18 protein-coding genes are annotated in these 22,211 nt (G+C 65.5%); 6 read left to right on the top strand and 12 right to left on the bottom strand.

The genetic code is table 11. The features are described 5' to 3' along the window. The first annotated feature begins 19 nt into the window (after window positions 1-19). Window positions 20-946 (top strand): class I SAM-dependent methyltransferase, encoded by a 927-nt coding sequence (locus AXW67_RS24600; protein ID WP_161491284.1) that lies wholly within the window; start codon window positions 20-22, stop codon window positions 944-946. A 73-nt stretch (window positions 947-1,019) separates the two neighbouring features. Here AXW67_RS24600 and AXW67_RS24595 read toward each other — a convergent pair whose 3' ends face one another. Both AXW67_RS24595 and AXW67_RS24590 read right to left on the bottom strand, forming a co-directional pair. Next, window positions 1,020-1,709 carry an RlmE family RNA methyltransferase gene (locus AXW67_RS24595; protein ID WP_027551540.1) on the bottom strand — a complete coding sequence of 230 codons (690 nt, stop codon included), beginning with the start codon at window positions 1,707-1,709 and terminating at the stop codon, window positions 1,020-1,022. A gap of 3 nt (window positions 1,710-1,712) precedes the next feature. Then, window positions 1,713-2,792, bottom strand: a complete 1,080-nt coding sequence (locus tag AXW67_RS24590) for a Ppx/GppA phosphatase family protein (protein ID WP_063679946.1) — start codon at window positions 2,790-2,792, stop codon at window positions 1,713-1,715. Between the two features lie 210 nt (window positions 2,793-3,002). Here AXW67_RS24590 and AXW67_RS24585 point away from each other — a divergent pair, with 210 nt between their 5' ends. Beyond that, window positions 3,003-5,372 carry a xanthine dehydrogenase family protein molybdopterin-binding subunit gene (locus AXW67_RS24585; RefSeq protein ID WP_063679980.1) on the top strand — a complete coding sequence of 790 codons (2,370 nt, stop codon included), beginning with the start codon at window positions 3,003-3,005 and terminating at the stop codon, window positions 5,370-5,372. Between the two features lie 168 nt (window positions 5,373-5,540). On the opposite strand, the gene AXW67_RS24580 is transcribed toward AXW67_RS24585, so the two are convergent. Continuing rightward, the gene (locus AXW67_RS24580) at window positions 5,541-6,341 is read right to left on the bottom strand and encodes a hotdog family protein (protein WP_063679945.1); all 801 of its coding nucleotides are present in this window, start codon (window positions 6,339-6,341) and stop codon (window positions 5,541-5,543) included. Between the two features lie 119 nt (window positions 6,342-6,460). Between AXW67_RS24580 and AXW67_RS24575 the strand changes: the two genes are divergently transcribed. From AXW67_RS24575 to AXW67_RS24565, 3 genes are all read left to right on the top strand, one after another. Beyond that, complete coding sequence (locus AXW67_RS24575) at window positions 6,461-6,958, top strand: YaiI/YqxD family protein (RefSeq protein ID WP_063679944.1); 498 nt, start codon at window positions 6,461-6,463, stop codon at window positions 6,956-6,958. Window positions 6,959-6,960: 2 nt separating this feature from the next. After that, window positions 6,961-8,772, top strand: a complete 1,812-nt coding sequence (locus AXW67_RS24570) for an ABC-F family ATP-binding cassette domain-containing protein (RefSeq protein ID WP_063679943.1) — start codon at window positions 6,961-6,963, stop codon at window positions 8,770-8,772. Between the two features lie 116 nt (window positions 8,773-8,888). Then, a complete protein-coding gene (locus AXW67_RS24565) occupies window positions 8,889-9,968 on the top strand; it encodes a D-TA family PLP-dependent enzyme (protein ID WP_063679942.1) in 1,080 nt (359 codons plus the stop codon). Between the two features lie 105 nt (window positions 9,969-10,073). Here AXW67_RS24565 and AXW67_RS24560 read toward each other — a convergent pair whose 3' ends face one another. From AXW67_RS24560 to AXW67_RS24525, 8 genes are all read right to left on the bottom strand, one after another. Continuing rightward, window positions 10,074-11,303: a BaiN/RdsA family NAD(P)/FAD-dependent oxidoreductase gene (locus AXW67_RS24560; RefSeq protein ID WP_063679941.1), complete on the bottom strand. Its 1,230-nt coding sequence runs from the start codon at window positions 11,301-11,303 to the stop codon at window positions 10,074-10,076. Between the two features lie 151 nt (window positions 11,304-11,454). Next, window positions 11,455-12,372 (bottom strand): SDR family NAD(P)-dependent oxidoreductase, encoded by a 918-nt coding sequence (locus AXW67_RS24555; protein WP_027551548.1) that lies wholly within the window; start codon window positions 12,370-12,372, stop codon window positions 11,455-11,457. Window positions 12,373-12,504: 132 nt separating this feature from the next. Then, complete coding sequence (locus tag AXW67_RS24550) at window positions 12,505-12,984, bottom strand: MaoC family dehydratase (RefSeq protein WP_027551549.1); 480 nt, start codon at window positions 12,982-12,984, stop codon at window positions 12,505-12,507. 173 nt (window positions 12,985-13,157) lie between these two features. After that, window positions 13,158-14,876, bottom strand: coding sequence for an AMP-binding protein (locus AXW67_RS24545; RefSeq protein ID WP_063679940.1), 1,719 nt, complete (start codon window positions 14,874-14,876; stop codon window positions 13,158-13,160). 47 nt (window positions 14,877-14,923) lie between these two features. Continuing rightward, entirely contained in the window at window positions 14,924-15,811 is an 888-nt protein-coding gene (gene mmsB / locus AXW67_RS24540; RefSeq protein WP_063679939.1) for a 3-hydroxyisobutyrate dehydrogenase, read from the bottom strand. 28 nt (window positions 15,812-15,839) lie between these two features. Next, window positions 15,840-16,907 (bottom strand): enoyl-CoA hydratase/isomerase family protein, encoded by a 1,068-nt coding sequence (locus AXW67_RS24535; RefSeq protein WP_063679938.1) that lies wholly within the window; start codon window positions 16,905-16,907, stop codon window positions 15,840-15,842. Continuing rightward, window positions 16,904-18,049: an isobutyryl-CoA dehydrogenase gene (locus tag AXW67_RS24530; protein WP_063679937.1), complete on the bottom strand. Its 1,146-nt coding sequence runs from the start codon at window positions 18,047-18,049 to the stop codon at window positions 16,904-16,906. The genes AXW67_RS24535 and AXW67_RS24530 overlap by 4 nt, the downstream gene beginning before the upstream one ends. A 120-nt stretch (window positions 18,050-18,169) precedes the next feature. Next, window positions 18,170-19,666, bottom strand: coding sequence for a CoA-acylating methylmalonate-semialdehyde dehydrogenase (locus tag AXW67_RS24525; protein ID WP_063679936.1), 1,497 nt, complete (start codon window positions 19,664-19,666; stop codon window positions 18,170-18,172). 99 nt (window positions 19,667-19,765) lie between these two features. On the opposite strand from AXW67_RS24525, the gene AXW67_RS24520 reads away from it, so the two are divergent. Next, window positions 19,766-20,674, top strand: coding sequence for a LysR family transcriptional regulator (locus AXW67_RS24520; RefSeq protein ID WP_063679935.1), 909 nt, complete (start codon window positions 19,766-19,768; stop codon window positions 20,672-20,674). 123 nt (window positions 20,675-20,797) lie between these two features. Here the strand turns inward: AXW67_RS24520 and AXW67_RS24515 are convergent, their stop codons facing one another. Then, window positions 20,798-22,126: an IS1182-like element ISBne1 family transposase gene (locus AXW67_RS24515; protein WP_076611901.1), complete on the bottom strand. Its 1,329-nt coding sequence runs from the start codon at window positions 22,124-22,126 to the stop codon at window positions 20,798-20,800. Between the last annotated feature and the right edge of the window lie 85 nt (window positions 22,127-22,211).

Here is a 22,211-nt window from a genome sequence, read left to right as displayed (position 1 = left end):
AACGACGGGGATGCTGCGCGTGAACAGGCTGTCCAGGGACATCATCAAATCGACCTTCCTGAAGGTGCATCAGGTGGCGCTGGGCGGTGGCATCGTGGTGCTGCCGAACCATTATTACACGCCGATTGCCGACGTCCGCGAGTTGACGCGCACCAGGGATAAATGGGCGAAGCGCTCGCCGATGACCGGCATCGACGCCGATCTCGGACGGCAGATCGCGCGGCTGCAGGACATCGTCAAACCGTTCGAGCCCGAATACCGTGGCAACAGCACCTACAAGGAGGGTGCCGCCCGGGGCTTTGGACCAGGCTTCGGCTATGTCGAGGCACAGGCCCTGCATGGCGTGCTGCGCTGGCTCAAGCCCAAGCGCGTGATCGAGGTCGGGTCAGGCGTGTCGACGCATTGCGCCACGAAGGCGCTGGCGCTGAATGCGTCGGAGGGGCACCCCGGCAAGCATACCTGCATCGAGCCCTATCCCAGCGACTATCTGAAGAGCTCGCCCGGGATCGAGCTCGTGATCAGCAAGGTGGAGGAGCTTGACCCCGCCGCGTTCGACCAGCTCGGTGACGGCGATCTCTTGTTCATCGACACGTCGCACGCGGTGCGGCCTGTGGGCGACGTCGCCCATCTCTATCTCGAGGTTCTTCCCCGCATCAAGCCGGGCTGCGTGATCCACATCCACGACATCTATTTCCCCTATTCGTTCCAGCGCGATCTTCTGGACGGATTGTTTCAGGGCGCCGAGACGACCGTGCTCCAGGCCTTGCTGACCAACAATGACCGGCTGGAGATCCTGTTCTGCCTCAGCATGCTTCACTACGATGCGCAGGACGTGATGAAGGACGTCTTTCCGGAATATTCGCCGATCCCCGACGTCAACGGGCTGAACGTGCCCAACACGACCGGTCACTTCCCCTCGTCGATCTATCTGCGCGTGTGCGGATAAGTGCTGCCGCAAGGGCGACGACGTCTTGCGGGGAATCGCCTGCGCAGGCCACGCGTGAAAGGACTCCCGACCGCTACTCTCCGCCATCCGCGCCGCGAAATCCCGTCGCCAGCACGTAGCGCTCGGAGGAATCCTGCCGACTCGCAGCAGGCTTGACATGGCGCACCGTGGCGAAGTCGCGCTTGAGCTGGGCGAGCAGCTCGGCGTCGGCACCGCTCTGGAACGTCTTCGCCAGGAACGTGCCGCCGGGTTTGAGCACATCGCAGGCAAAGGCGGCTGCGGTCTCGACCAGACCGACGATGCGGAGCTGGTCGGTTTTGCGATGACCGGTGGTATTGGCGGCCATGTCTGACATCACGACGTCGGCACCGCCCCCCAGCATCGCGGTGAGCTTGTCCGGCGCGTCATTGTCCATGAAGTCGAGCTGCGCGAAGTCGACGCCGGGGATTTCCGGCATCTCCAAGAGATCGATCGCGACCACCTTGCCCTTGCCGTCCACGGAGCCGACGCGCTTGGCGGCGATCTGGCTCCAGCCGCCGGGCGCGGCACCGAGATCGACCACGGCCATGCCGGGCTTCAGCAGACGAAACTTGTCGTCCATCTCGAGCAGCTTGAATGCCGCGCGGGAGCGATAACCTTGCGCCTTCGCCTTGGCGACGTAGGGATCGTTGAGCTGCCGCTCCAGCCAGAGCTTTGACGACAATTTGCGCTTGCCGCCGGTCTTGACCTGAACGTGCAAGCGGCCGGTGGTGTCCTTGGCCATCTCTCACCAGCTCCTGAGCGCGCCGTCCTCGCGCATCATCTCGACCAGCATGCCTTCGCGCAGGCCGCGGTCGGCGACACGCAGGCGCGGCAGCGGAAAGGCACGGCGGATGGCGTCGAGAATGGCGCAGCCCGCGAGCACGAGATCGGCGCGCTCGATGCTGATGCAATTGTTGCCGGCGCGCTCCTCATAGCTCATGCCGAGCAGCTTGCTGATGGTCGCGGTGATGTCGGCATCGTTCATCCAGATGCTGTCGATGCGGCGGCGATCGTAGCGCGGCAGGTTGAGATGGATGCCGGCGAGCGTCGTCACGGTGCCGGAGGTGCCGAGCAGATGCATGTCGGCAAGATCACGGCCATGCTCTTCCGCGAACGGCGCGACATGGTTCGCGACCTCCTGCTCCATCGCAGCATAGATGTCGGGCGTCACGTCGCGGCCGCCGAACTGCTCGGCCAGCGTCACCACGCCGAGCGGAATCGACATCCAGGCTTTGATGCGCGGCTGCGGGTTTTCGTCGGCCGGGTCGCGCTCGATCCGCACGAGCTCGGTCGAGCCGCCGCCGATATCGAACAGGATCGCGCCGCGCCCCCTGGGGTCGACCAGCGGCGAGCAGCCGAGCACGGCCAGCGCCGCCTCGGTCTCGCGGTCGATCACCTCGAGCTGGATGCCGGTTTCGGCCGCGACGCGACTGCGAAATCCTTCCGCGTTCGAGGCCGCCCGGCACGCTTCGGTGGCGATCAGCCGAAGCCGCCTCGCCTTGCGCAGGTTGATCTTGTCGCGGCAAATGCTGAGCGCCGCAATGGCGCGCTCGATCGCCGCCTCGCTGATGCAGCCGGTCGCCGAGACGCCCTCGCCGAGCCGGATGATGCGCGAGAAGGAATCGACCACGCGAAAGCCGTCGTCGGTCGGACAGGCGATCAGGAGCCTGCAATTGTTGGTGCCGAGGTCGAGCGCCGCATAGACGCCGGTTCCCGGGACCGGCGCGGGGACGGCCGAGCCGGCGGCAAGCGCCACCGTCGCCATCGCCCCCTCCAGGCCCCCGTGCGGCGCATGGCCGTTCCGGAGCCGCGTGTGGTCATTCATACAAACGTCTTTCCGCGACCCGCTGGGCCAATCTGGAATTGCTTTTTCGCCTGAAACTTTAGCAGCGCGCGAGGCCTGCGCAACAACGCATCACATAGGACCATGCCTATTCGTGCGTTGTCGTGAACGGGGCCGTGGGTTATCTGAACGGGGTCGGTCCTTCAAGCGCCCGCGAAACCCGCGCAAATGCCGGCTTTTCAGGACATTTCCATGCAAGAACACACCAAATCGTCCTCGCTCGAAAACGCTATTGCACTGCAAAAATACGGCGTCGGACAGCCGGTCAGGCGCAAGGAGGACGACACGCTGGTGCGCGGCAAGGGCCGCTACACCGACGATTTCAACCTGCCCGGCCAGGCCTACGCCGTGATCGTTCGCTCGACCCATGCCCATGGCGTGATCCGCGGCATCGGCACCGACGCCGCCAGGGCGATGCCCGGCGTGCTGGGGGTGTGGACGGGAACGGACCTCGACGCCGCCGGCTACGGTCCCTTCACCTGCGGCCTGCCGCTGAAGAGCCGTGACGGTTCGCCCCTGCTCCAGACCAACCGCCAGCCGCTCGCGACCGACAAGGTCCGCTTCGTCGGCGACCCCGTCGCCTTCGTCGTGGCGGAGACGCTGGCGCAGGCGCGCGACGCCGCCGAGGCGGTTGAGGTCGACGTCGAGCCGCTGCCGGCGGTGACCGATCCCGAGGAAGCCGCCAAGTCCGATGCACCGCAGCTCTACGACCATATCCCGAATAACGTCGCGCTCGACTACCACTATGGCGATGTGGAGAAGGTCAACGCCGCCTTTGCCGGCGCCGCCCATGTGACCAGGCTCGACATCGAGAACACCCGGGTCGCCGTGGTCTCGATGGAGCCGCGTGTGGGGCTTGCCTCCTACGACAAGAAGACCGAGCGCTACACCATCCAGGTGCCGACGCAGGGCGTCGCGGGCAACCGCGCCAACCTCGCCAAGAACCTGAAGGTGCCGAACGAGAAGGTGCGCATCCTCACCGCCAATGTCGGCGGCTCCTTCGGCATGAAGAACATCAACTATCCCGAATACATGTGCATCCTGTACGCGGCCAAGGCGCTGGGACGTCCGGTGAAGTGGCTCGACGAGCGTTCGACCAGCTTCCTCTCCGACAGCCACGGCCGCGCGCAGAAGATCCACGCCGAACTCGCGCTCGATGCCGAGGGCCACTTCCTTGCGGCAAAACTCTCGGGCTACGGCAATCTCGGCGCCTACATCACCGGCGTCGCACCCGGCCCGCTCTCGCTCAACACCGGCAAGAACTTCTCCAGCGTCTATCGCACGCCGCTGATGGCGGTCGACATCAAGACCGTGCTCACCAACACCACGCTGATGGGCGCCTATCGCGGCGCCGGCCGGCCCGAGGCGAACTACTACATGGAGCGCCTGATCGACCGCGCCGCCGACGAGATGGGCATCAACCGGCTGACGCTGCGCAAGCGCAACTTCATCAAGCCGAACCAGATGCCGTTCCCGGCCTCCTCCGGCGTCACCTATGACAGCGGCGACTTCCAGTCGGTGTTCAACAAGGCGCTCGAGATCTCCGACCACGAGAACTTCGCCAAGCGCAAGAAGGAGAGCAGGAAGGCCGGCAAGCTGCGCGGCATCGCGGTCGGCTCCTATCTCGAGGTCACCGCGCCGCCGAGCGTCGAGCTCGGCAAGATCGTGTTCGATCCCGACGGTACGGTGCAGCTCATCACCGGCACGCTCGACTACGGCCAGGGCCACGCCACGCCGTTTGCGCAGGTGCTGTGCGCGCAGCTCGGCATCCCCTTCGAGAGCGTCAAGCTGGTGCAGGGCGACAGCGACATCGTCCACACCGGCAATGGCACCGGCGGTTCGCGCTCGATCACGGCGAGCGGCATGGCGATCGTTGGGGCCTCCAAGATCGTCATAGAGAAGGGCAAGCGCGCCGCGGCGCATATGCTGGAGGCCTCCGAAGCCGACATCGAATTCGCCGACGGCAGCTTCACCATCGCCGGCACCGATCGCAGCATCGATATCATGGAGCTCGCCAGGCGCCTGCATGACGGCAAGGTGCCGGAGGGCGTGCCTGACTCGCTCGACGTCGATCACACCAGCGACGTTGTGCCGTCGGCCTTCCCGAACGGCTGCCACGTCGCCGAGGTCGAGATCGATCCTGATACCGGAGTGGTGCAGATCGTGCGCTACAGCGCGGTGAACGATTTCGGCACGGTGATCAATCCGATGCTGGTCGCCGGCCAGCTCCATGGCGGCGTCGTCCAGGGCATCGGCCAGGCGCTGATGGAGCAGATCCGCTACGACGAGAGCGGTCAGCCGATCACGGGCTCGCTGATGGACTACGCGCTGCCGCGCGCCGAGGACGTTCCGAACATGACGATCGGCGATCACCCGGTGCCCGCCACCACCAACCCGCTCGGCAGCAAGGGCTGCGGCGAAGCCGGCTGCGCCGGCAGCATGTCGACCGTGGTGAACGCGGTGGTCGATGCGCTCTCAGAGTACGGCATCAAGCACATCGACATGCCGCTGACGCCCGAGCGCGTCTGGCGCGCGATCCAGGACGCGAAGGGGGCGGCGTAAGAGACGCGCTTCCGCCTCCGCAATCATCAGTGTCATCGCCCGCGAAAGCGGGCGATCCAGTATTCCAGAGGCAGCGCGTGGATACGGAGAAGCCGCGGCGTACTGGATGCCCCGGTCAAGCCGGGGCATGACACCGTGTTTGAAGTGGCAGGCTTGCCTTCTTCCCGCTTACGCCGCCGCCTGCTCGCGCGGCTGGTAGATCGCGGTGTGCTGGCAATGCGCCAGCGGCGTCGTGCCGTTGGCGACGACCAGCGCGTCGAGCTCGACGAAGCGGTGGCCCTTCTTCTCGTAGTTCGCGGTGACCTTCGCCCGCGCGGTGATCTCGTCTCCGGAGCGCACCGCCGACAAGAGCTGCATGCGGCTGCCGACATGGATCCACGGCCCCAGAATCGTGTTGTCGACCAGCACGCGGTTCATGACGCGCTGGATCAACCCGGGATGGCCGAGCCCCTCGCGCGCGAAGATCGGATCGGCTTCCCGGATGTCGGCGAGATAGTCAGTGGCGTCCTGCCCGGCCCAGCGGCGCGGCACCGTCCCGAGCCATTTGCCGGTCTCAAAAGTCGAAAGGGCAACAGGCTTGCGCTCGGCTACAGCCGGGACCGCGACATAATCGTCCAAGATAGCCATGGGCGCGGCCGCCGGGAGCGAAGCGGTCCCCGTCGCGCAGAGCTCAGTGCGGCTGAACACCTCGATCGTGAGTAGCTCATTGTGCTCGGTGGCATCGACATCGGCGGCCTCACCGTCATAGACCGGCTTGATGAAGCGCGCCTCGACCAGCCCCCTCGAAAGGAATTCGCGGCCCCAGCGGGCGATCGGCACGTGCATCATGTAGGCGAAGACGTCCACGCCGGGCACGAGCCCGCCGGAGAAGCCGAAGCGGCGCGCCACCGTGTCGTCGTGCATCTTGTTCTCGGATTGCTTGGCCGTGTTGTAGGCCTGCACGCGATAGGTTTCGAGCCGGTTCGGCATGGGTGCGCTTTCCCTAGGTTCTTGCCCTGAATTCTTGTTGTTTCGGCATGATCGTAGGGCCTGAGGAACCGGGGTCAATCCCCTCGCCTTTGCGGCCCGAATGGGGTACCACGCGGCCGATGACGAACCCTCCCGGCACCACCCGCATCTATGTCGACGCCGACGCCTGTCCGGTGAAGGACGAGATCTATCGCGTCGCGCTCCGGCACGGCGTGCCGGTGAGCGTGGTCGCCGGCAATTTCATCCGCGTGCCGCAGGATCCGTTGATCGAGCGCGTCGCGGCAGGCGCCGGCATGGACGCCGCCGACGACTGGATCGCGGAGCGCGCGGGCCCCGGCGATGTCGTCGTAACCGCCGACATTCCGCTGGCCAGCCGCTGCGTGAAGGCGGGCGCCGACGTCATCGCGCCGAACGGCAAGCCGTTCACGGAAGAATCGATCGGCATGACCCTCGCGGTCCGCAACCTGATGACGGACCTGCGCTCGGCAGGCGAAGTCACCGGTGGCCCACGATCGTTCGCGCCGCGCGACCGCTCCGCCTTTCTCTCGGCGCTCGACCAGACGCTGCGCCGGATCCAGCGTCGCCGCGCCGACCAGGCCATAGCGAGTCAGGGCTGACCATGGCGCCACCGCTGATCCAACTGAAGGACGTCAGGCTGACCTTTGGCGGCACGCCGCTCCTGAGCGGCGTCGAGCTCAATGTGGCGCCAGGCGAGCGCGTCTGCCTGATCGGCCGCAACGGCTCGGGCAAGTCGACGCTGCTGAAGATTGCGGCTGGCCTCGTCGAGCCCGACGGCGGCACGCGCTTCGTGCAGCCGGGCGCGACGGTTCGCTACCTGCCGCAGGAGCCGGATTTTGGCGACCACAAGACCACGCTTGCTTACGTCGAGGCCGGGCTCGCGCCCGGCGACGACCATCACCAGGCCCGCTATCTGCTGGAGCAGCTTGGGCTGACCGGCGAGGAGAACCCCGTAAACCTCTCCGGCGGCGAAGCGCGCCGCGCGGCGCTTGCGCGGGTGCTGGCCCCCTCGCCCGACATTCTGCTTCTGGACGAGCCGACCAACCATCTCGACCTCACCACGATCGAATGGCTGGAAAAGGAGCTCGACAGCCGGCGCAGCGCGCTGGTGCTGATCAGCCACGACCGTCGCTTCCTCACCAATCTCTCGCGCTCCACGGCCTGGCTCGACCGCGGCCGGATCAAGCAGATCGATCGCGGCTTTGCGTCGTTCGAGAGCTGGCGTGACGAGGTGCTGGCGGAAGAGGAGCGCGACCAGCACAAGCTCGACCGCAAGATCGTCGACGAGGAGCATTGGCTGCGCCACGGCGTCTCCGGCCGCCGCAAGCGCAACGTCAAGCGCCTCGCCAATCTCCACGCGCTGCGCGATCAGCGGCGCAACTATCGCGGCACGGCCGGCAGCGCCAATCTCGCGGCGGCGGAAGCAGAGCAATCCGGCAAGCTGGTGATCGAGGCCAAGGGCGTCACCAAGGCCTATGGCGAGCGCCCGATCGTCGAGAATTTCTCAACGCGTATCCAGCGCGGCGACCGGCTCGGCATCATCGGGCCGAACGGCGCCGGCAAGACCACGCTGGTCAATCTGCTCACCGGCGGCACCGAGCCCGACTCCGGCACCGTACGGTTAGGCGCCAATCTGGAGATGGCGACCCTCGACCAGCACCGCGAAAGCCTCGATCCCAAGTCGACGCTGGCGGAGGCCCTGACCGGCGGCCGCGGCGACCACGTCATGGTCGGCGGCAAGCCGAAGCACGTCGTCGGCTACATGAAGGACTTTCTGTTCGCGCAGGAACAGCGCGGCACACCGCTCGAGGTACTCTCCGGCGGCGAGCGCGGCCGGCTGATGCTGGCGCGCGCCCTGGCAAAGCCGTCGAACCTCTTGGTGCTGGACGAGCCGACCAACGACCTCGATCTCGAAACGCTCGACGTGCTGGAAGAGATGCTCGGCGACTACGAAGGCACGGTGATCCTGATCAGCCACGACCGCGATTTCCTCGATCGCGTCGTCACCTCCGTGATCGCGCCCGAGGGCAACGGCAAATGGATCGAATATGCCGGCGGCTACAGCGACATGCTGGGGCAGCGTGGCGCCGACCTGAAGCGCGAGACGGCGAAGGCCCAGCCGGTTGCGGAGAAGAAGGAGGAGCGGCCCGCCGCTCCGGCGTCCGCACCAAAACGGCGGCTGAGCTTCAATGAGAAGCACGCGCTCGAAACGCTGCCCAAGAAGATCGACACGCTTCACGCCGATATTGCAAAACTGCAGCGCGTGCTGGACGATCCCAACCTCTACGCCAAGGATCGCAAGAAATTCGACGATACCTCCACCGCCATCGCCAAGGCGCATGAGGAACTTTCCGCTGCGGAAGAACGCTGGCTTGAACTGGAAATGCTCCGCGAAGAAATAGAGCAGGCTTAGGTCGCAAAATTTGTAGGATGGGTAGAGCGCAGCCAAACCCATCGCACAACGGGATTGGTTCTGATGGGTTCCGCTTCGCTCTACCCATCCTACGGGACCGAAAACAGAGAGATCAGATGACCACTCCCCTCGCCGCCAAGATCGCCCGTGAATATGGCACGCCCTGTGCCGTCATCGACATGGACAAGGTCGAGCGCAACATCGCGCGCATTCAAAAAGCTTGCGACGACGCCGGCGTTGCCAACCGGCCGCACATCAAGACGCACAAGAACCCGACACTCGCGAAGATGCAGATCGCGGCCGGCGCCAAGGGCATCACCTGCCAGAAGCTCGGCGAGGCCGAGATCATGGCCAATGCCGGCATCGACAACATCCTGATCAGCTACAATCTGCTGGGCGAGGAGAAAATAGCGCGGCTGGGCGCGCTGCTGGCAAAAGCCAATATGACCGTGGCCGCCGACAATTCGACGGTCATCGCCGGCCTGCCCAAGGCTGCCGCCGCCTCGGGCCGGCCGCTATCGGTGGTGGTGGAATGTGATACGGGGCGCAAGCGCGCCGGCGTCGAGACGCCGGCCGAGGCGATCGCACTCGCGCGCGAGATCGCGGCGTCCAAGGGCCTGCAATTTGCGGGCTTCATGCTCTACCCGACCGAGACCGGCTGGGCCGAGGCACAGAAATTCTACGACGAGGCACTGGCCGGCGTGCGCGCGCACGGGCTGGACGCCACGATCGTGTCGACCGGCGGCACGCCGAATCTCGTCAATCTCGGCAAGCTCAAGGGCGGCACCGAGCACCGCTTCGGCACCTACATCTACAACGACCGCATGCAGGTCGCGGCCGGCTCCGCCACCTGGGACGACTGCGCGCTGCACATCTATTCGACGGTCGTCAGCCGCGCCGCGCCCGAGCGCGGCATCCTCGACGCCGGCTCGAAGACGCTCACCACCGACACCGGCGGCCTCGACGGCCACGGCCTGATCCTGGAACACCCCGAAGCCAAGATCGCACGCTTCGCCGAGGAGCACGGCTTCCTCGACCTCTCCCGCAGCAACACCCGCCCCAATGTCGGCGACGTCGTGCGCATCGTGCCCAATCACGTCTGCGTCGTCGTCAACATGATGGACGAGGTGGTGATGGTCCGCGGCGAGGAGATCATCGGCGCGCTGCCGGTGGCCGCAAGAGGCAAGCTGCGGTAAAGCGACGTCGCCTCCGCGATCGTCATTGCGAGCGCAGCGAAGCAATCCAGAGTGTCACCGCGGAAAGATTCCTGGATTGCTTCGCTGCGCTCGCAATGATGGTGTTTAGCGAGCTAGCCATCTCAAGACGCCCGTGCCTGCGGTAACACCCGTCGCAAACGCGGCCTGAAGCAGATAGCCGCCCGTGGGTGCTTCCCAGTCCAGCATCTCGCCGGCAGCGAACACGCCGGGCAACTTGCCGATCATGTAATCGGCATCGAGCTCGTCGAGAGCGATGCCGCCGGCGCTGGAGACCGCACGCGCGATCGGCGCAACACCGGTGAGCCTGATCGGCACGGCCTTGATGAGCTCTGCCATTCGTTCGGGCGGCATTGCCGATAGCGACTGGCCAGCGCTGATCGTCGCCTCCTGGAGCAGTCCGACCGCAACGGGCGAAAGCTGCGCTGCCTTGCGCAAGAAGTTGGAGAACGACTGCTTGCCGCGTGGCGCAGACAAGCGCTTGGCGAGCTCGGCCCGGTCGACGTCGGGCCGCAAGGCGATCTTCAGGATCGTCTCGCCCTTCGCTGCGATCACTTCGCGTAATTCGGCGGACAGCGCGTAGATCGCGCCGCCCTCGATGCCCGCGCGCGTGATGATGGCCTCACCACGCACGCCATGCGGGCCGAAGCTCAGTGCGATGCCCTTGAGCGGCTGGCCTTCGAACCGCGTACGGAAGACGTCCGACCAGGCGATCGTGAAGCCGCAATTCGCGGGCCGCAGCGGCGCGATCGCAACACCCTTGCCGGTGAGGATTGTCGTCCAGCCGCCGTCGGAGCCCAAGCGCGGCCAGCTTGCGCCGCCGAGTGCGAGCACCGTGGCGTCGGCGGCAACAGCGGACGTGCCGCCGGGTGTTTGAAACAGCAACCGCCCCTCGTCATCCCAGCCGGTCCAGCGCTGGCGAAAGGCAAAGCGCACGCCGGCGGCATCGAGCCGGCGCAGCCAGGCGCGCAGCAAAGGCGAAGCCTTGAACGCCTTCGGAAAGACGCGGCCGCTGGAACCGATGAAGGTCGGTTCGCCCAGCGCCTCGCACCAGGCGCGCAGCGCCTCCGGCGGGAACGCTTCGATCGCAGCTTGCAGCCTCAGTGCCGCCTCGCGGTAGCGCGCGATGAACTGCGGCAGCGCCTCGCTATGGGTGAGGTTGAGCCCGCCACGGCCGGCCATCAGGAACTTGCGGCCCGCAGACGGCATCGCGTCGTACACGGTGACACGGGCGCCGCCCTGCGCCAGCACCTCCGCCGCCATCAGCCCGGCGGGACCGGCGCCGATGATCGCGACGTGGTTTTCAGTTGAGGCCATGGCGGGAGTTTAGGCCAGATTCTCGCCCAACAAAGAGGCTCGTCATTCCGGGGGTCGCCCGTTTGGGCGCGAGCCCGGAATACATTGGGCGACGGATTTTGCGGCTGGATTGATTCCGGGTTCGCCCTGCGGGCGCCCGGAATGACGGTGGTTAGAGCTTGATTCCAGCACGGGCCGCGGCCTGCGCGACGTACTTCTGCGTCTGCTCGAACGCGCCGGTGAGCGCCTTGGCCTTCGACATGTCGCTGATCTCGGCGAAATGCGCGGCGATGGCGTCCGGCGTCCATTCGGCCTCCGGCAGGTTGATCCCCTCGCTCTCCATGATCTTGATCACCGCGAAGGAGCCGGCGCCGGCGCCCATGATGGTGCGGGTGGGTGCGTCCTCGCTGAGGAGATATTCGACCGCGGGCGTGATCGCGTTCGGCTTCATCAATTGCAGCGCCTGCGGCGGCAACAGCTCCTCGGTCATGCGGGTGGCCGCCGTCGGCGAGATGATGTTGACGCGGATGTCGCTCTTGCGGCCCTCCTCGGCCAGCACGTTCATCAGTCCGACCATGCCGGACTTCGCCGCACCGTAATTGGCCTGGCCGAAATTGCCGTAGAGGCCGGAGGACGAGGTGGTCAGCACGATGCGGCCGTAGTTGCGGTCGCGCATGCCGGCCCAGGCCGCCTTGCAGCAGTAGAAGGTGCCGACGAGATGCACGTCGAGCACCTTCTGGAAATCGGCGGCCTCCATCTTGCCGAACGACTTGTCGCGCAGGATGCCCGCATTGGCGCACATGAGGTCGACGCTGCCCCATTCCTTGGTGGCGCGCTCGACCATGGCGGTGACCTGCTCGAAATTCGAGACGTCGGCGCCGTCGGCCATCGCGATGCCGCCGGCTTTGCGGATCTCCTCGACTACGGCTTCCGCCGGCGAGAGCGAACCACCGGTGCCGTCGCGCGCGCCGCCGAAATCGTTGACCACGACCTTGGCGCCGCGGCTCGCCAGCCCCAGCGCATGCGCCCGCCCCAGACCATTGCCCGCGCCGGTGACGATGGCGACGCGTCCATCAAACCTGATTGCCATGAGTGCAGTTCCTGTTCTGTCTTCCTCGCGTTCCGCGAGGCACCCTCCAGGGAGAGGGTCCGAGCGCACCGATTTGGAGAGCTTTTGAGCAGCGATGGATTGCCGGGTCAAGCCCGGCAATGACGGGCAGCGTCAGGCGAAATAGATCAGCCCCAGCCACTCGGCGACCAGCGCCGGCTTGTCCTCGCCTTCGATCTCCACCGTGACATTGGTGCGCGACTGCAATTCGTTGGGCTTCCGCAGCTTGGCCTCGGCCAGCACGAAACGGCCGCGGACGCGCCTGCCCGAACGCACGGGCGAGATGAAGCGCAGCTTATCGAAACCGTAATTCACGCCCATCGTGGTACCGGCGATGACCGGCATCACCTCGTAGGACATGATCGACATCAGCGACATCGTCAGGAAGCCATGCGCGATCGTCGTGCCGAACGCCGTTTCCTTCTTCGCGCGCTCGGGATCGACATGGATGAACTGGTGATCCTCGATCACGTCGGCATAGGTGTCGATGCGGGGCTGGTCGATCAGGTGCCATGACGACACGCCGACCTCCTTGCCGACCAGGGCCTGATAGGCCTCGAGGGAGATCGGCGGCTTCTTCCAGACTTCGTTCATTAGTAACTCCAACCTCTGTCATTCCGGGGCGCGCGGCGCGCGAGTCCGGAATCCATTTAGCAACAGGCTCTGCGGGACGATGGATTCCGGGCTCGATGCTCCGGGCCGCGCTTGCGCGGTCCCGTCGCATCGCCCCGGAATGACGAGCGCGCAGACATCCAGACCTGATTCAATTAGGTCTCACCCCTGCTTTTCGGCAGCTCCGGAAAGTCCTCTTCCCGGAATTCGCGACCGCGCAAGGGATCGGCGCGATCGTCGTCGCGTTCGAGCCGGCGTAGCTGCACGCGGCGAATTTTGCCAGAGATCGTCTTCGGCAGCTCGGTGACGATCTCGATGCGGCGGATGCGCTTGAACGGCGCGAGGCGCGTGTGCAGGTGCTTGAAGATCGACAGCGCCGTCTCCGGCGTCCGCTCCGCGCCCGAGGTCAGCAGCACGAAGGCCTTGGGAATCGCGAGCCGGATCGGGTCCGGGCTTGGCACCACGGCGGCCTCCGCGACCAGATCGTGCTCCAGCAGCACGCTTTCCAGCTCGAACGGACTGATGCGGTAATCCGAGGATTTGAAGACATCGTCCGAGCGGCCGACGAAGGTGAGATAGCCCTCCTCGTCCGCGAACACGACGTCGCCGCTGCGATAGAGCGCGCCTTCCGCGCCCGACAATTTGCCGTCGTCGCCCTGATAGCCCTGCATCAGGCCGGCCGGACGGTCCGCGCCGAGCAGCAGCGTGACTTCGCCTTCCTTCGCCGGATGGCCGTCGGCGTCGCTGACCTGCACCCGATAGCCGGGTAGCGGCCGGCCCATCGAGCCGACCTTCACTTTCTGGCCCGGCGAATTGCCGGCAAGTGCGGTCGTCTCGGTCTGGCCGTAGCCGTCGCGGATGGTGAGGCCCCAGGCTGTCTGCACCTGATCGATCACCTCGGGATTGAGCGGCTCGCCGGCGCCGCAGACCTCGCGCAAGGCGACTTTGAAGGATGCAAGGTCCTCCTGGATGAACAGCCGCCATACCGTCGGCGGCGCGCACAGCGTGGTGACGCCGCAGCGGCCGATGGTGGCGAGCAGGTTTTTCGCATCGAAGCGCGGTTGGTTGACCACGAACACGGTGGCGCCCGCATTCCAGGGCGCGAAGAAGCAGCTCCAGGCATGCTTGGCCCAGCCGGGCGAAGAAATGTTGAGATGGACGTCGCCGGGCTTCAGCCCGATCCAATACATCGTCGAGAGATGGCCGACGGGATAGCTGCGCTGGCTGTGCCGCACGAGCTTTGGCTTCGCCGTCGTGCCCGAGGTGAAATAGAGCAGCATCGGGTCATCGGCGTTGGTTGACCCGTCCGGCGCAAAACTCTCCGACGCCGTTGCCGCATCTTCGTACGAAAGCCAGCCATCGGCGGCCGTACCGACCACGATGCGGACGAGGCCTTCGGCGCCGAGCCCAGCAAACTTCGCGACCTGGTCTTGGGCTGCGATCACCGCCCTCGCCTTGCCGCGGTCGAGCCGGTCGCGCAGTTCATCGGCAGTGAGCAGCGTCGTGGCGGGGATCACGACCACGCCGAGCTTGATGGCCGCGAGCATGGTCTCCCAGAGCGGAACCACATTACCGAGCAGCAGCAGGAGATGATCGCCGCGCTTCAGGCCCTGCGCGCGGAGGAAATTCGCGACCCGGTTGGAGCGGCGCGAGAGCGTTCCGAAGGAAAGCTTCGTCTCGCGCTCTTGCGCGGCATCGACAATCCAGAGCGCGGGCCGGTCCTTGCTTTCCGCATTTGCCGCCAGCTCGGCGTCGAACCAGTCGAGCGCCCAGTTGAAGGGAACCGGATCGGGCCAGCGGAAACCTTTGACCGCAGTCTCGTAGTCCGTACGGTTATGAAGCAGAAACGCGCGCGCTTCCTGAAATGTCGTCATGTTCCGGGCCCGTCGAATTGACCTTCGAGCGTAGCCCGAAAGCCTCGCTATTTTCCAGCGAGGCTACGAACGTGATTGATAATTCCGGAAAAATCCACCCCGCCGTGACCGGCTGCGTCGAAAGACTGATAGATCTCCTGCGCATGCCTGCCGAGCGGCGTCGCGGCGCCCGCGGCCTTCGCGGCGTCCTGCGCGAGCGTCAAATCCTTCACCATCAGCGCCGACGCAAAGCCCGGCTTGTAGTCGTTGTTGGCGGGCGAGGTCGGCACCGGGCCCGGCACCGGGCAATAGGTCGTCAGCGACCAGCACTGGCCCGACGAGGTCGAGGCGACGTCGAACAGCGCCTGATGCGAAAGCCCGAGCTTCTCGGCGAGCGCGAACGCCTCGCTCACCGCGATCATGGAGATGCCGAGGATCATGTTGTTGCAGATCTTTGCCGCCTGGCCCGCGCCGGCGCCGCCGCAATGCACGATCTTCTTGCCCATCTTCTCCAGCACGGGTTTTGCCGCGGAAAACGCCTGCTCGTCGCCGCCGCACATGAAGGTGAGGCTCGCGCCCTTGGCGCCGCCGGTGCCGCCGGAGACCGGCGCGTCCACGGAGAGCACGCCGTGCTTGGCGGCGAGCGCATGCGCCTGCCGCGCGCTTTCGACGTCGATGGTCGAGCTGTCGATGACCAGCGCGCCCTTGGCCATGGCGGGGACGATGTCGTTCCAGACGCCGAGGACGTGCTTGCCGGCCGGCAGCATGGTGACGACGACGTCGGCGCCCTTCACGGCACCCGTCGCGCTGTCGGCGATGCTGGCGCCATCCGCCTTGGCCTGATCACGCGAAGCCTGGACCAAGTCGAACGCAACGACCTTGTGGCCGGCCTTGACCAGATTGGCCGCCATCGGGCCGCCCATGTTGCCGAGACCGATGAATGCGATCGTGGCCATCTTCGTATCCTCCGCTTGAACGTCGTTGTTAGTTGAACTTGAGTTCGTCGGCGCCGATCTCGGCGAAATAAGGTGCAACCATCTCCGGCGTCACATCCTCGATCCGCGGCGGCGACCAGGTCGGATTGCGGTCCTTGTCGATCACGGCCGCGCGCACACCCTCACGGAAATCGTCGCTGCGGAAGACTTCCAGCGCCGCGCGATATTCGCGCACCAGGCACTCTTCCAGGTTGGAGGCCTTGCGCGCGAGCCGCAGCAGCCTCAAGGTCACCACCATGCCGCGCGGCGATTTTTCGCTGAGCGTCTTCAGCGTCGCTTGCGCAAACTCGGAGCCGTCGCGTTTGAGCGCGGCGACGATGTCCTCGATCCGGTCGAATGCGAACAGCGCATCGATCATCGCCCGCTTCGCGGCCACCGGCCCCGCGGCGTCACCGGTCGCAAAGCTGTTGATGAGCTTGTTGCCATCGGCCGCAGTTACGCCGGGACGAACCTGCGTCAGCGCCTCGCGCAGCGCCTCAAGTCTCGAAGCGGGCACCACAGCATCGGCAAACTTCGCATTGATCGCATCCGGACCGTTCATGGTCTGGCCGGTCAGGCCGAAATACGTACCGATCTCGCCCGGCGAGCGCGACAACAGATAGGTGCCGCCGACATCGGGGAAGAAGCCGAGGCCGACCTCGGGCATCGCAAGCTTGGTGCGATCGGTCACGACGCGATGGCTGGCATGCGCGGAGAGCCCGACACCGCCGCCCATCACGATGCCGTCCATGAAGGCGACATAGGGCTTCGGGAATTTCTTGATCCGGGCGTTGAGGATGTACTCCTCGCGCCACAGGATCTTGCCGAGATCACCGTTGACCTTGGAGCTCTCCCAGAGCGCGCGGATATCGCCGCCCGCGCACAGGCCGCGCTCGCCGGCCCCCTCCAGCAGGATCACGGCAACGGCGGGATCGGTCTCGAAGCGGTCGAGCGCCTTGTCGATGTCGCGAAACATCTCCAGCGTGACTGCGTTGATCGCCTTGGGGCGATTGAGCCGGATCACGCCCGCCGAGCCTTCGACGCGCGCGACAAGATCGCCCTCTTCCACTGCATTCATCGCGCGCCCTCGATCAGCTTGCGCGCCACGATGAGCCGCATGATCTCATTGGTGCCTTCGAGGATCTGGTGCACGCGCAGGTCGCGCACGATCTTCTCGATGCCGTATTCGCTGAGGTAACCGTAGCCGCCGTGAAGCTGCAGCGCATGGTTGGCGACCTCGAACCCGACGTCGGTGCCAAACCGCTTGGCCATCGCACAGAGCATGGTGGCGTCCGGATCCTTGCGGTCGAGCGCGGCGGCTGCGCGCCACAGGAAGGTGCGCGCAGCTTCCAGCTCGATCGCCATGTCGGCGAGGCGAAATTGCAGCGCCTGGAATTCGTCGAGCCGCTTGCCGAAGGCCTTGCGCTCCTTCATGTAGCTGCGCGCCTTGTCGAGCGCGGCCTGCGCCCCGCCGAGCGAGCACGCGGTGATGTTGAGACGGCCGCCGTCGAGGCCGGCCATCGCGATCTTGAAGCCGACGCCCTCCTCGCTCAGCCGGTTGGCCACCGGCACGCGGGCATTCTCGAACATCACGGCGCGGGTCGGCTGCGCGTTCCAGCCCATCTTGCGTTCATTGGCGCCGAAGGAGACGCCGGGGGTCTTGCTGTCGATGACGAGCGTCGAGATGCCGCCGGGGCCGTCGCCGCCGGTCCGCACCATCGCGACCAGCAAGTCGGTGCCGCCGGCACCCGAGATGAACTGCTTCTGGCCGTTCAACACATAATGGTCGCCGTCGCGTAGCGCACGGGTGCGGAGCGCCGCCGCGTCCGAGCCTGCGCCCGGCTCGGTCAGGCAGTAGCTTGCGATCAGCTCCATGCTGCAGAGCCTTGGCAGCCACTTCTGGCGCTGGGTGTCACTGCCGTAGGCATCGATCATCCAGGACGCCATGTTGTGGATGGAAATGAAGGCCGCTGTGGTCGGACAGCCGGTCGCGAGCGCCTCGAAAATCAGCGCCGCGTCGAACCGCGTCATGGCGGAGCCGCCAACATCGTCGCGGATGTAGATGCCGCCCATGCCGAGCGTAGCCGCCTCGCGCATGACGTCGACGGGGAAATGCTTCTCCTCGTCCCAGCGCAGCGCGTGCGGCGCAATCTTCTCCGCCGCAAACGCCAACGCCATGTCGCGAACCGCGATCTGATCCTCGTTCAGAGCGAACTGCATGCTGGGCTGCTCATTTCTCTCGTCATTGCGAGGAGCGAAGCGACGAAGCAATCCATTCTTTCTTTTCGCGGCGACATGGATTGCTTCGCTGCGCTCGCAATGACGGGCTGGGCTACAGCTTTACTTCATCGTCGGGATCGAGAACTCCGCACCTTCCTTGACTCCGGACGGCCAGCGCGAGGTCACCGTCTTGGTCTTGGTATAGAAGCGGATCGAGTCCGGGCCGTGCTGGTTGAGATCGCCGAAGCCCGACTTCTTCCAGCCACCGAAGGTGTAATAGGCGATCGGCACCGGGATCGGCACGTTGATGCCGACCATGCCGACATTCACCTTGGCCGCGAAGTCGCGCGCGGCATCGCCATCGCGGGTGAAGATCGCAACGCCGTTGCCGTAGTCATGATCCGACGGCAGCGCCAGCGCTTCCTTGTAGTCGTGCGCACGCACGACCGAGAGCACGGGGCCGAAGATCTCTTCCTTGTAGATCCGCATGTCCTTGGTGACGTTGTCGAACAGCGAACCGCCGAGATAGAAACCCTTCTCGTAGCCCTGCATCTTGAAGCCGCGACCGTCGACCGCGAGAGTCGCGCCTTCCTTGAGGCCGATGTCGATGTAGCTCTTGACCTTCTCGACCGCCTCGCGCGTCACCAGCGGGCCGTAATCGGCCGACGGATCGATCGAGGTGCCGATCTTGAGCGACTCGACGCGCGGAACCAGCTTTTCCATCAGGCGGTCGGCGGTGGTCTTGCCGACGGGAACGGCGACGGAGACGGCCATGCAGCGCTCGCCGGCCGAGCCGTAGCCCGCGCCGATCAGCGCGTCGACGGCCTGGTCCATGTCGGCATCGGGCATGATGATGGCGTGGTTCTTGGCGCCGCCGAAGCACTGGCAGCGCTTGCCGGTCTGCGCGGCGCGCTCGTAGATGTACTGGGCGATCGGCGTGGAGCCGACGAAACCCACGGCCTTGATGTCGGGATCGTCGAGGATGGCGTCGACAGCTTCCTTGTCGCCGTTGACGACATTGAGAATGCCGGCCGGCAGGCCCGCCTCGATCATCAGCTCGGCGAGCTTCATCGGCACGCCGGGGTCGCGCTCGGACGGCTTCAGGATGAAGGCATTACCGCAGGCGATCGCGGGGGCGAACTTCCACATCGGGATCATCGCCGGGAAATTGAACGGCGTGATGCCGGCGACGACGCCGAGGGGCTGGCGCAGGGAATAGATGTCGATCCCGGGGCCGGCGCCTTCGGTGTACTCGCCCTTCATCAGGTGCGGAATACCGCAAGCGAATTCCGCGACTTCGAGGCCGCGCTGGATGTCGCCCTTGGCGTCGGGAACGGTCTTGCCGTGCTCGCGCGCCAGAAGCTCGGCGAGCTTGTCGTAGTCGCGCTGCACCAGCTCGACGAATTTCGTCATCACCCGCGCGCGGCGCTGCGGATTGGTCGCGGCCCACTCCGGCTGCGCGGCACGCGCGTTTTCGACGGCGGCGCGGACTTCAGCCTTGGACGCCAGCGCCACCTTGGCCTGGACGTCACCGGTCATCGGTTCGAAGACGTCAGCGGTACGGCCCGAGGTCCCCTTCACTTCCTTGCCACCGATGAAATGTCCGACTGCGCGCATGAATTCCTCCCACGGAACGGTTAGATCGCTTTGACAAATCCTATTGACCTGCATTTTATAGGATTCAAGTCTGAGATATTGCACCATAGATGTGCGAAAATGCTGGATCAAGGCGCGATCGACTGGGATGATTTTCGCTTCGTGCTGGCCATCGTGCGCGGTGGCTCGGTCTCGGCTGCGGCCAAGCAGCTCGGCGTCGACCATGCCACGGTGATCCGGCGCGTCGACCGGCTGGAACGGCACCTCTCGGCAAAGCTGTTTGACCGGCGCAAGACCGGCTATCTCCTCACCGAGGCCGGCCAGCGCGTCGCCGACAGCGCCGAGGCGATGGAATCGACCATCGTCGCCAACCAGGAGCAGGTCGGCGGCTCCGTGGCGCGGCTGACCGGCACGGTGCGGATCGGCGCCCCCGATGGCTTCGGCACCGCCTTCCTGGCACCGCGGCTCGTGGCCTTTGCCGATCGCTACCCCGATCTCGACCTGCAACTTGTGGCAACCGCGCGGCTGTTCAGCCTCTCCAAGCGCGAAGCCGACATCGCCATCAGCCTGACCATGCCGAACGAGGGCCGGATCGTCGGCCGCAAGCTCCTGGACTACCGCCTCGGGCTTTATGCCGCACCCGCCTATCTCGACCGCCACCCCAAGATCACCTCGCGCGAGGCGCTGCCGCAGCACCGCTTCGTCGGCTATATCGAGGAACTGCTGTTCACGCCGGAGCTGGACTATCTGCCGCAGGTGGCGCCGCGCCTTTCGGCGCGCTTGCGCAGCGCCAATCTGATCGCGCAGCTCAACGCCACGCTGGCCGGCTTCGGCATTGCCGTGCTGCCGCATTTCATGGCGAGCGAATATCCGAAGCTCGTCCCGGTGCTGCGGGACGAAGTCTCGATCACCCGAACCTTCTGGATGCTGATGCACGCCGACAGCAAGGATCTCGCGCGCATCCGCGCGGTGGCGGATTACATCAGCGAGATCGTGGAGCGCGAGCGGGCGCTGTTTGCGGGGCGGTGAGTTGGGACTCCGTAGAGCCTGTGAACCAATTCGTTTTGTTTCGGCATTTGCCATCAAGGAGCGGTAGGGCTCCCTGATGGCAAGAAGCCGGCGGCGTCAGGCCGCCGGGTCCGCTTCTGCGGTCTATGCTTTTGCGAGACGGTGTCCTTGCAGGATGTTGTTGGTGAGGGCGTACCAGAGCACGACGGCACGAATCTTCTCGATGCCGCGCACGGTCAATTGCCTGAGGTCCCAGTTCCGCCATCGGGCATGGATGCATTCGCAGATCGTGCGGGCTTGGTACTGTGCCTTGCCGGCTTCGCTGGCCATGCGAGCACGCCAAGCCGCTACCCCAGGACCGTCGCTGCTCCGGGGTAAAAAGGGATCGACACCGCTCCTGGATTTGGGGGGAGGACAGTAAATCTCAACACCTTCGCCATGCGCCCATTCGATGTCCTCGCCACTGCAGAACCCGCCATCGGCGAGGTAGCGGCCTGGCAAGCGCTTCAGCCGAGCGCGCGTTCGCTCCAGCATCGGCCGCATCAAGCCACGATCTGAGCCGCTGTTGTCGACATCGATCGCGACCACGAGCAGTTCGCCGGCTGCACTGGCGACCTGCACATTGTAGGCCGGGCGGAAGCCGGCATCCGCCATCTTCATCACCCGTGCTTGCGGATCAGTGGTGGAGGCACGTGATTCCTTCGGCTTTTTGCCGTTGCCGCCCTTGTCGTCGAGCTGCTTTCGCTTGCGCCTGATCTCAGCCAGCGCGGCTTGGGCCGCTTGCACCCGCTCGCTGCGTTCCCGCGCCGCACGCTCCCTGGCAGCCCGGATGCGCCGATTGCTGGCTTCCGGATCCGCATCAACCTCGCGCCTGAGCTCTTCCACTACGGCCTTCGCCTGTGCCATCTGCCGATCCAGCGTCGCCTCCCGCCGGAAGGAGCCAGTTCCCGCACTCGCCCGTATCCGCACCCCGTCCTGAGTCAGCTTCTCCAGATCGACCAGCCCTGCCTCATTCAGGGCCATCAGATGTTCGACCAGCAAACGGTCGAGCAAGTCGGCACAGCCGACCCGGAAGTCCGACAGCGTATGATGGTTCAAAGACACGCCGCCGCAGAGCCAGCGATAGACGTCGTGACTATCGCAGAGTCGGTCCAAGGCACGCGCGCTGCCAACGCCATCGCTCGTGGCGTAAAGCCAAAGCGCCAGCAACAGCCGCGGCGACGGTGCTGGATGGCCGGGCGTGTTTTCCCTCGCCTTGACCCGATCCTCCAGCTCGCTCAGGTCCAGCCCCTCAACATAAGCCCAGATCACCCGTGCCGGATGATCCTGCCCGATCAGGCTATCAATATCGACCGCTCGCAACTCGATCTGATTGCGAACAGGCTCGCGCAGCCGAGGTCCACCCCGCGGCACCTCCTCGGTTCGTGGCCCCGACTGTTCCGGCAATTCGCCAAAAAGTCCGTCGTCAGACATCACTGCCTCCAGCAATCAACCTGCTCAGAGAATCACATCCGCCCAACGCCCGGTACAAAAAGATTCACAGTCTCGTAGGGTGGGT

The sequence above is a fragment of the Bradyrhizobium neotropicale genome (genome assembly GCF_001641695.1).
GTDB lineage: Bacteria > Pseudomonadota > Alphaproteobacteria > Rhizobiales > Xanthobacteraceae > Bradyrhizobium > Bradyrhizobium neotropicale.
This window is presented reverse-complemented; position numbering and strand designations above follow the sequence as displayed.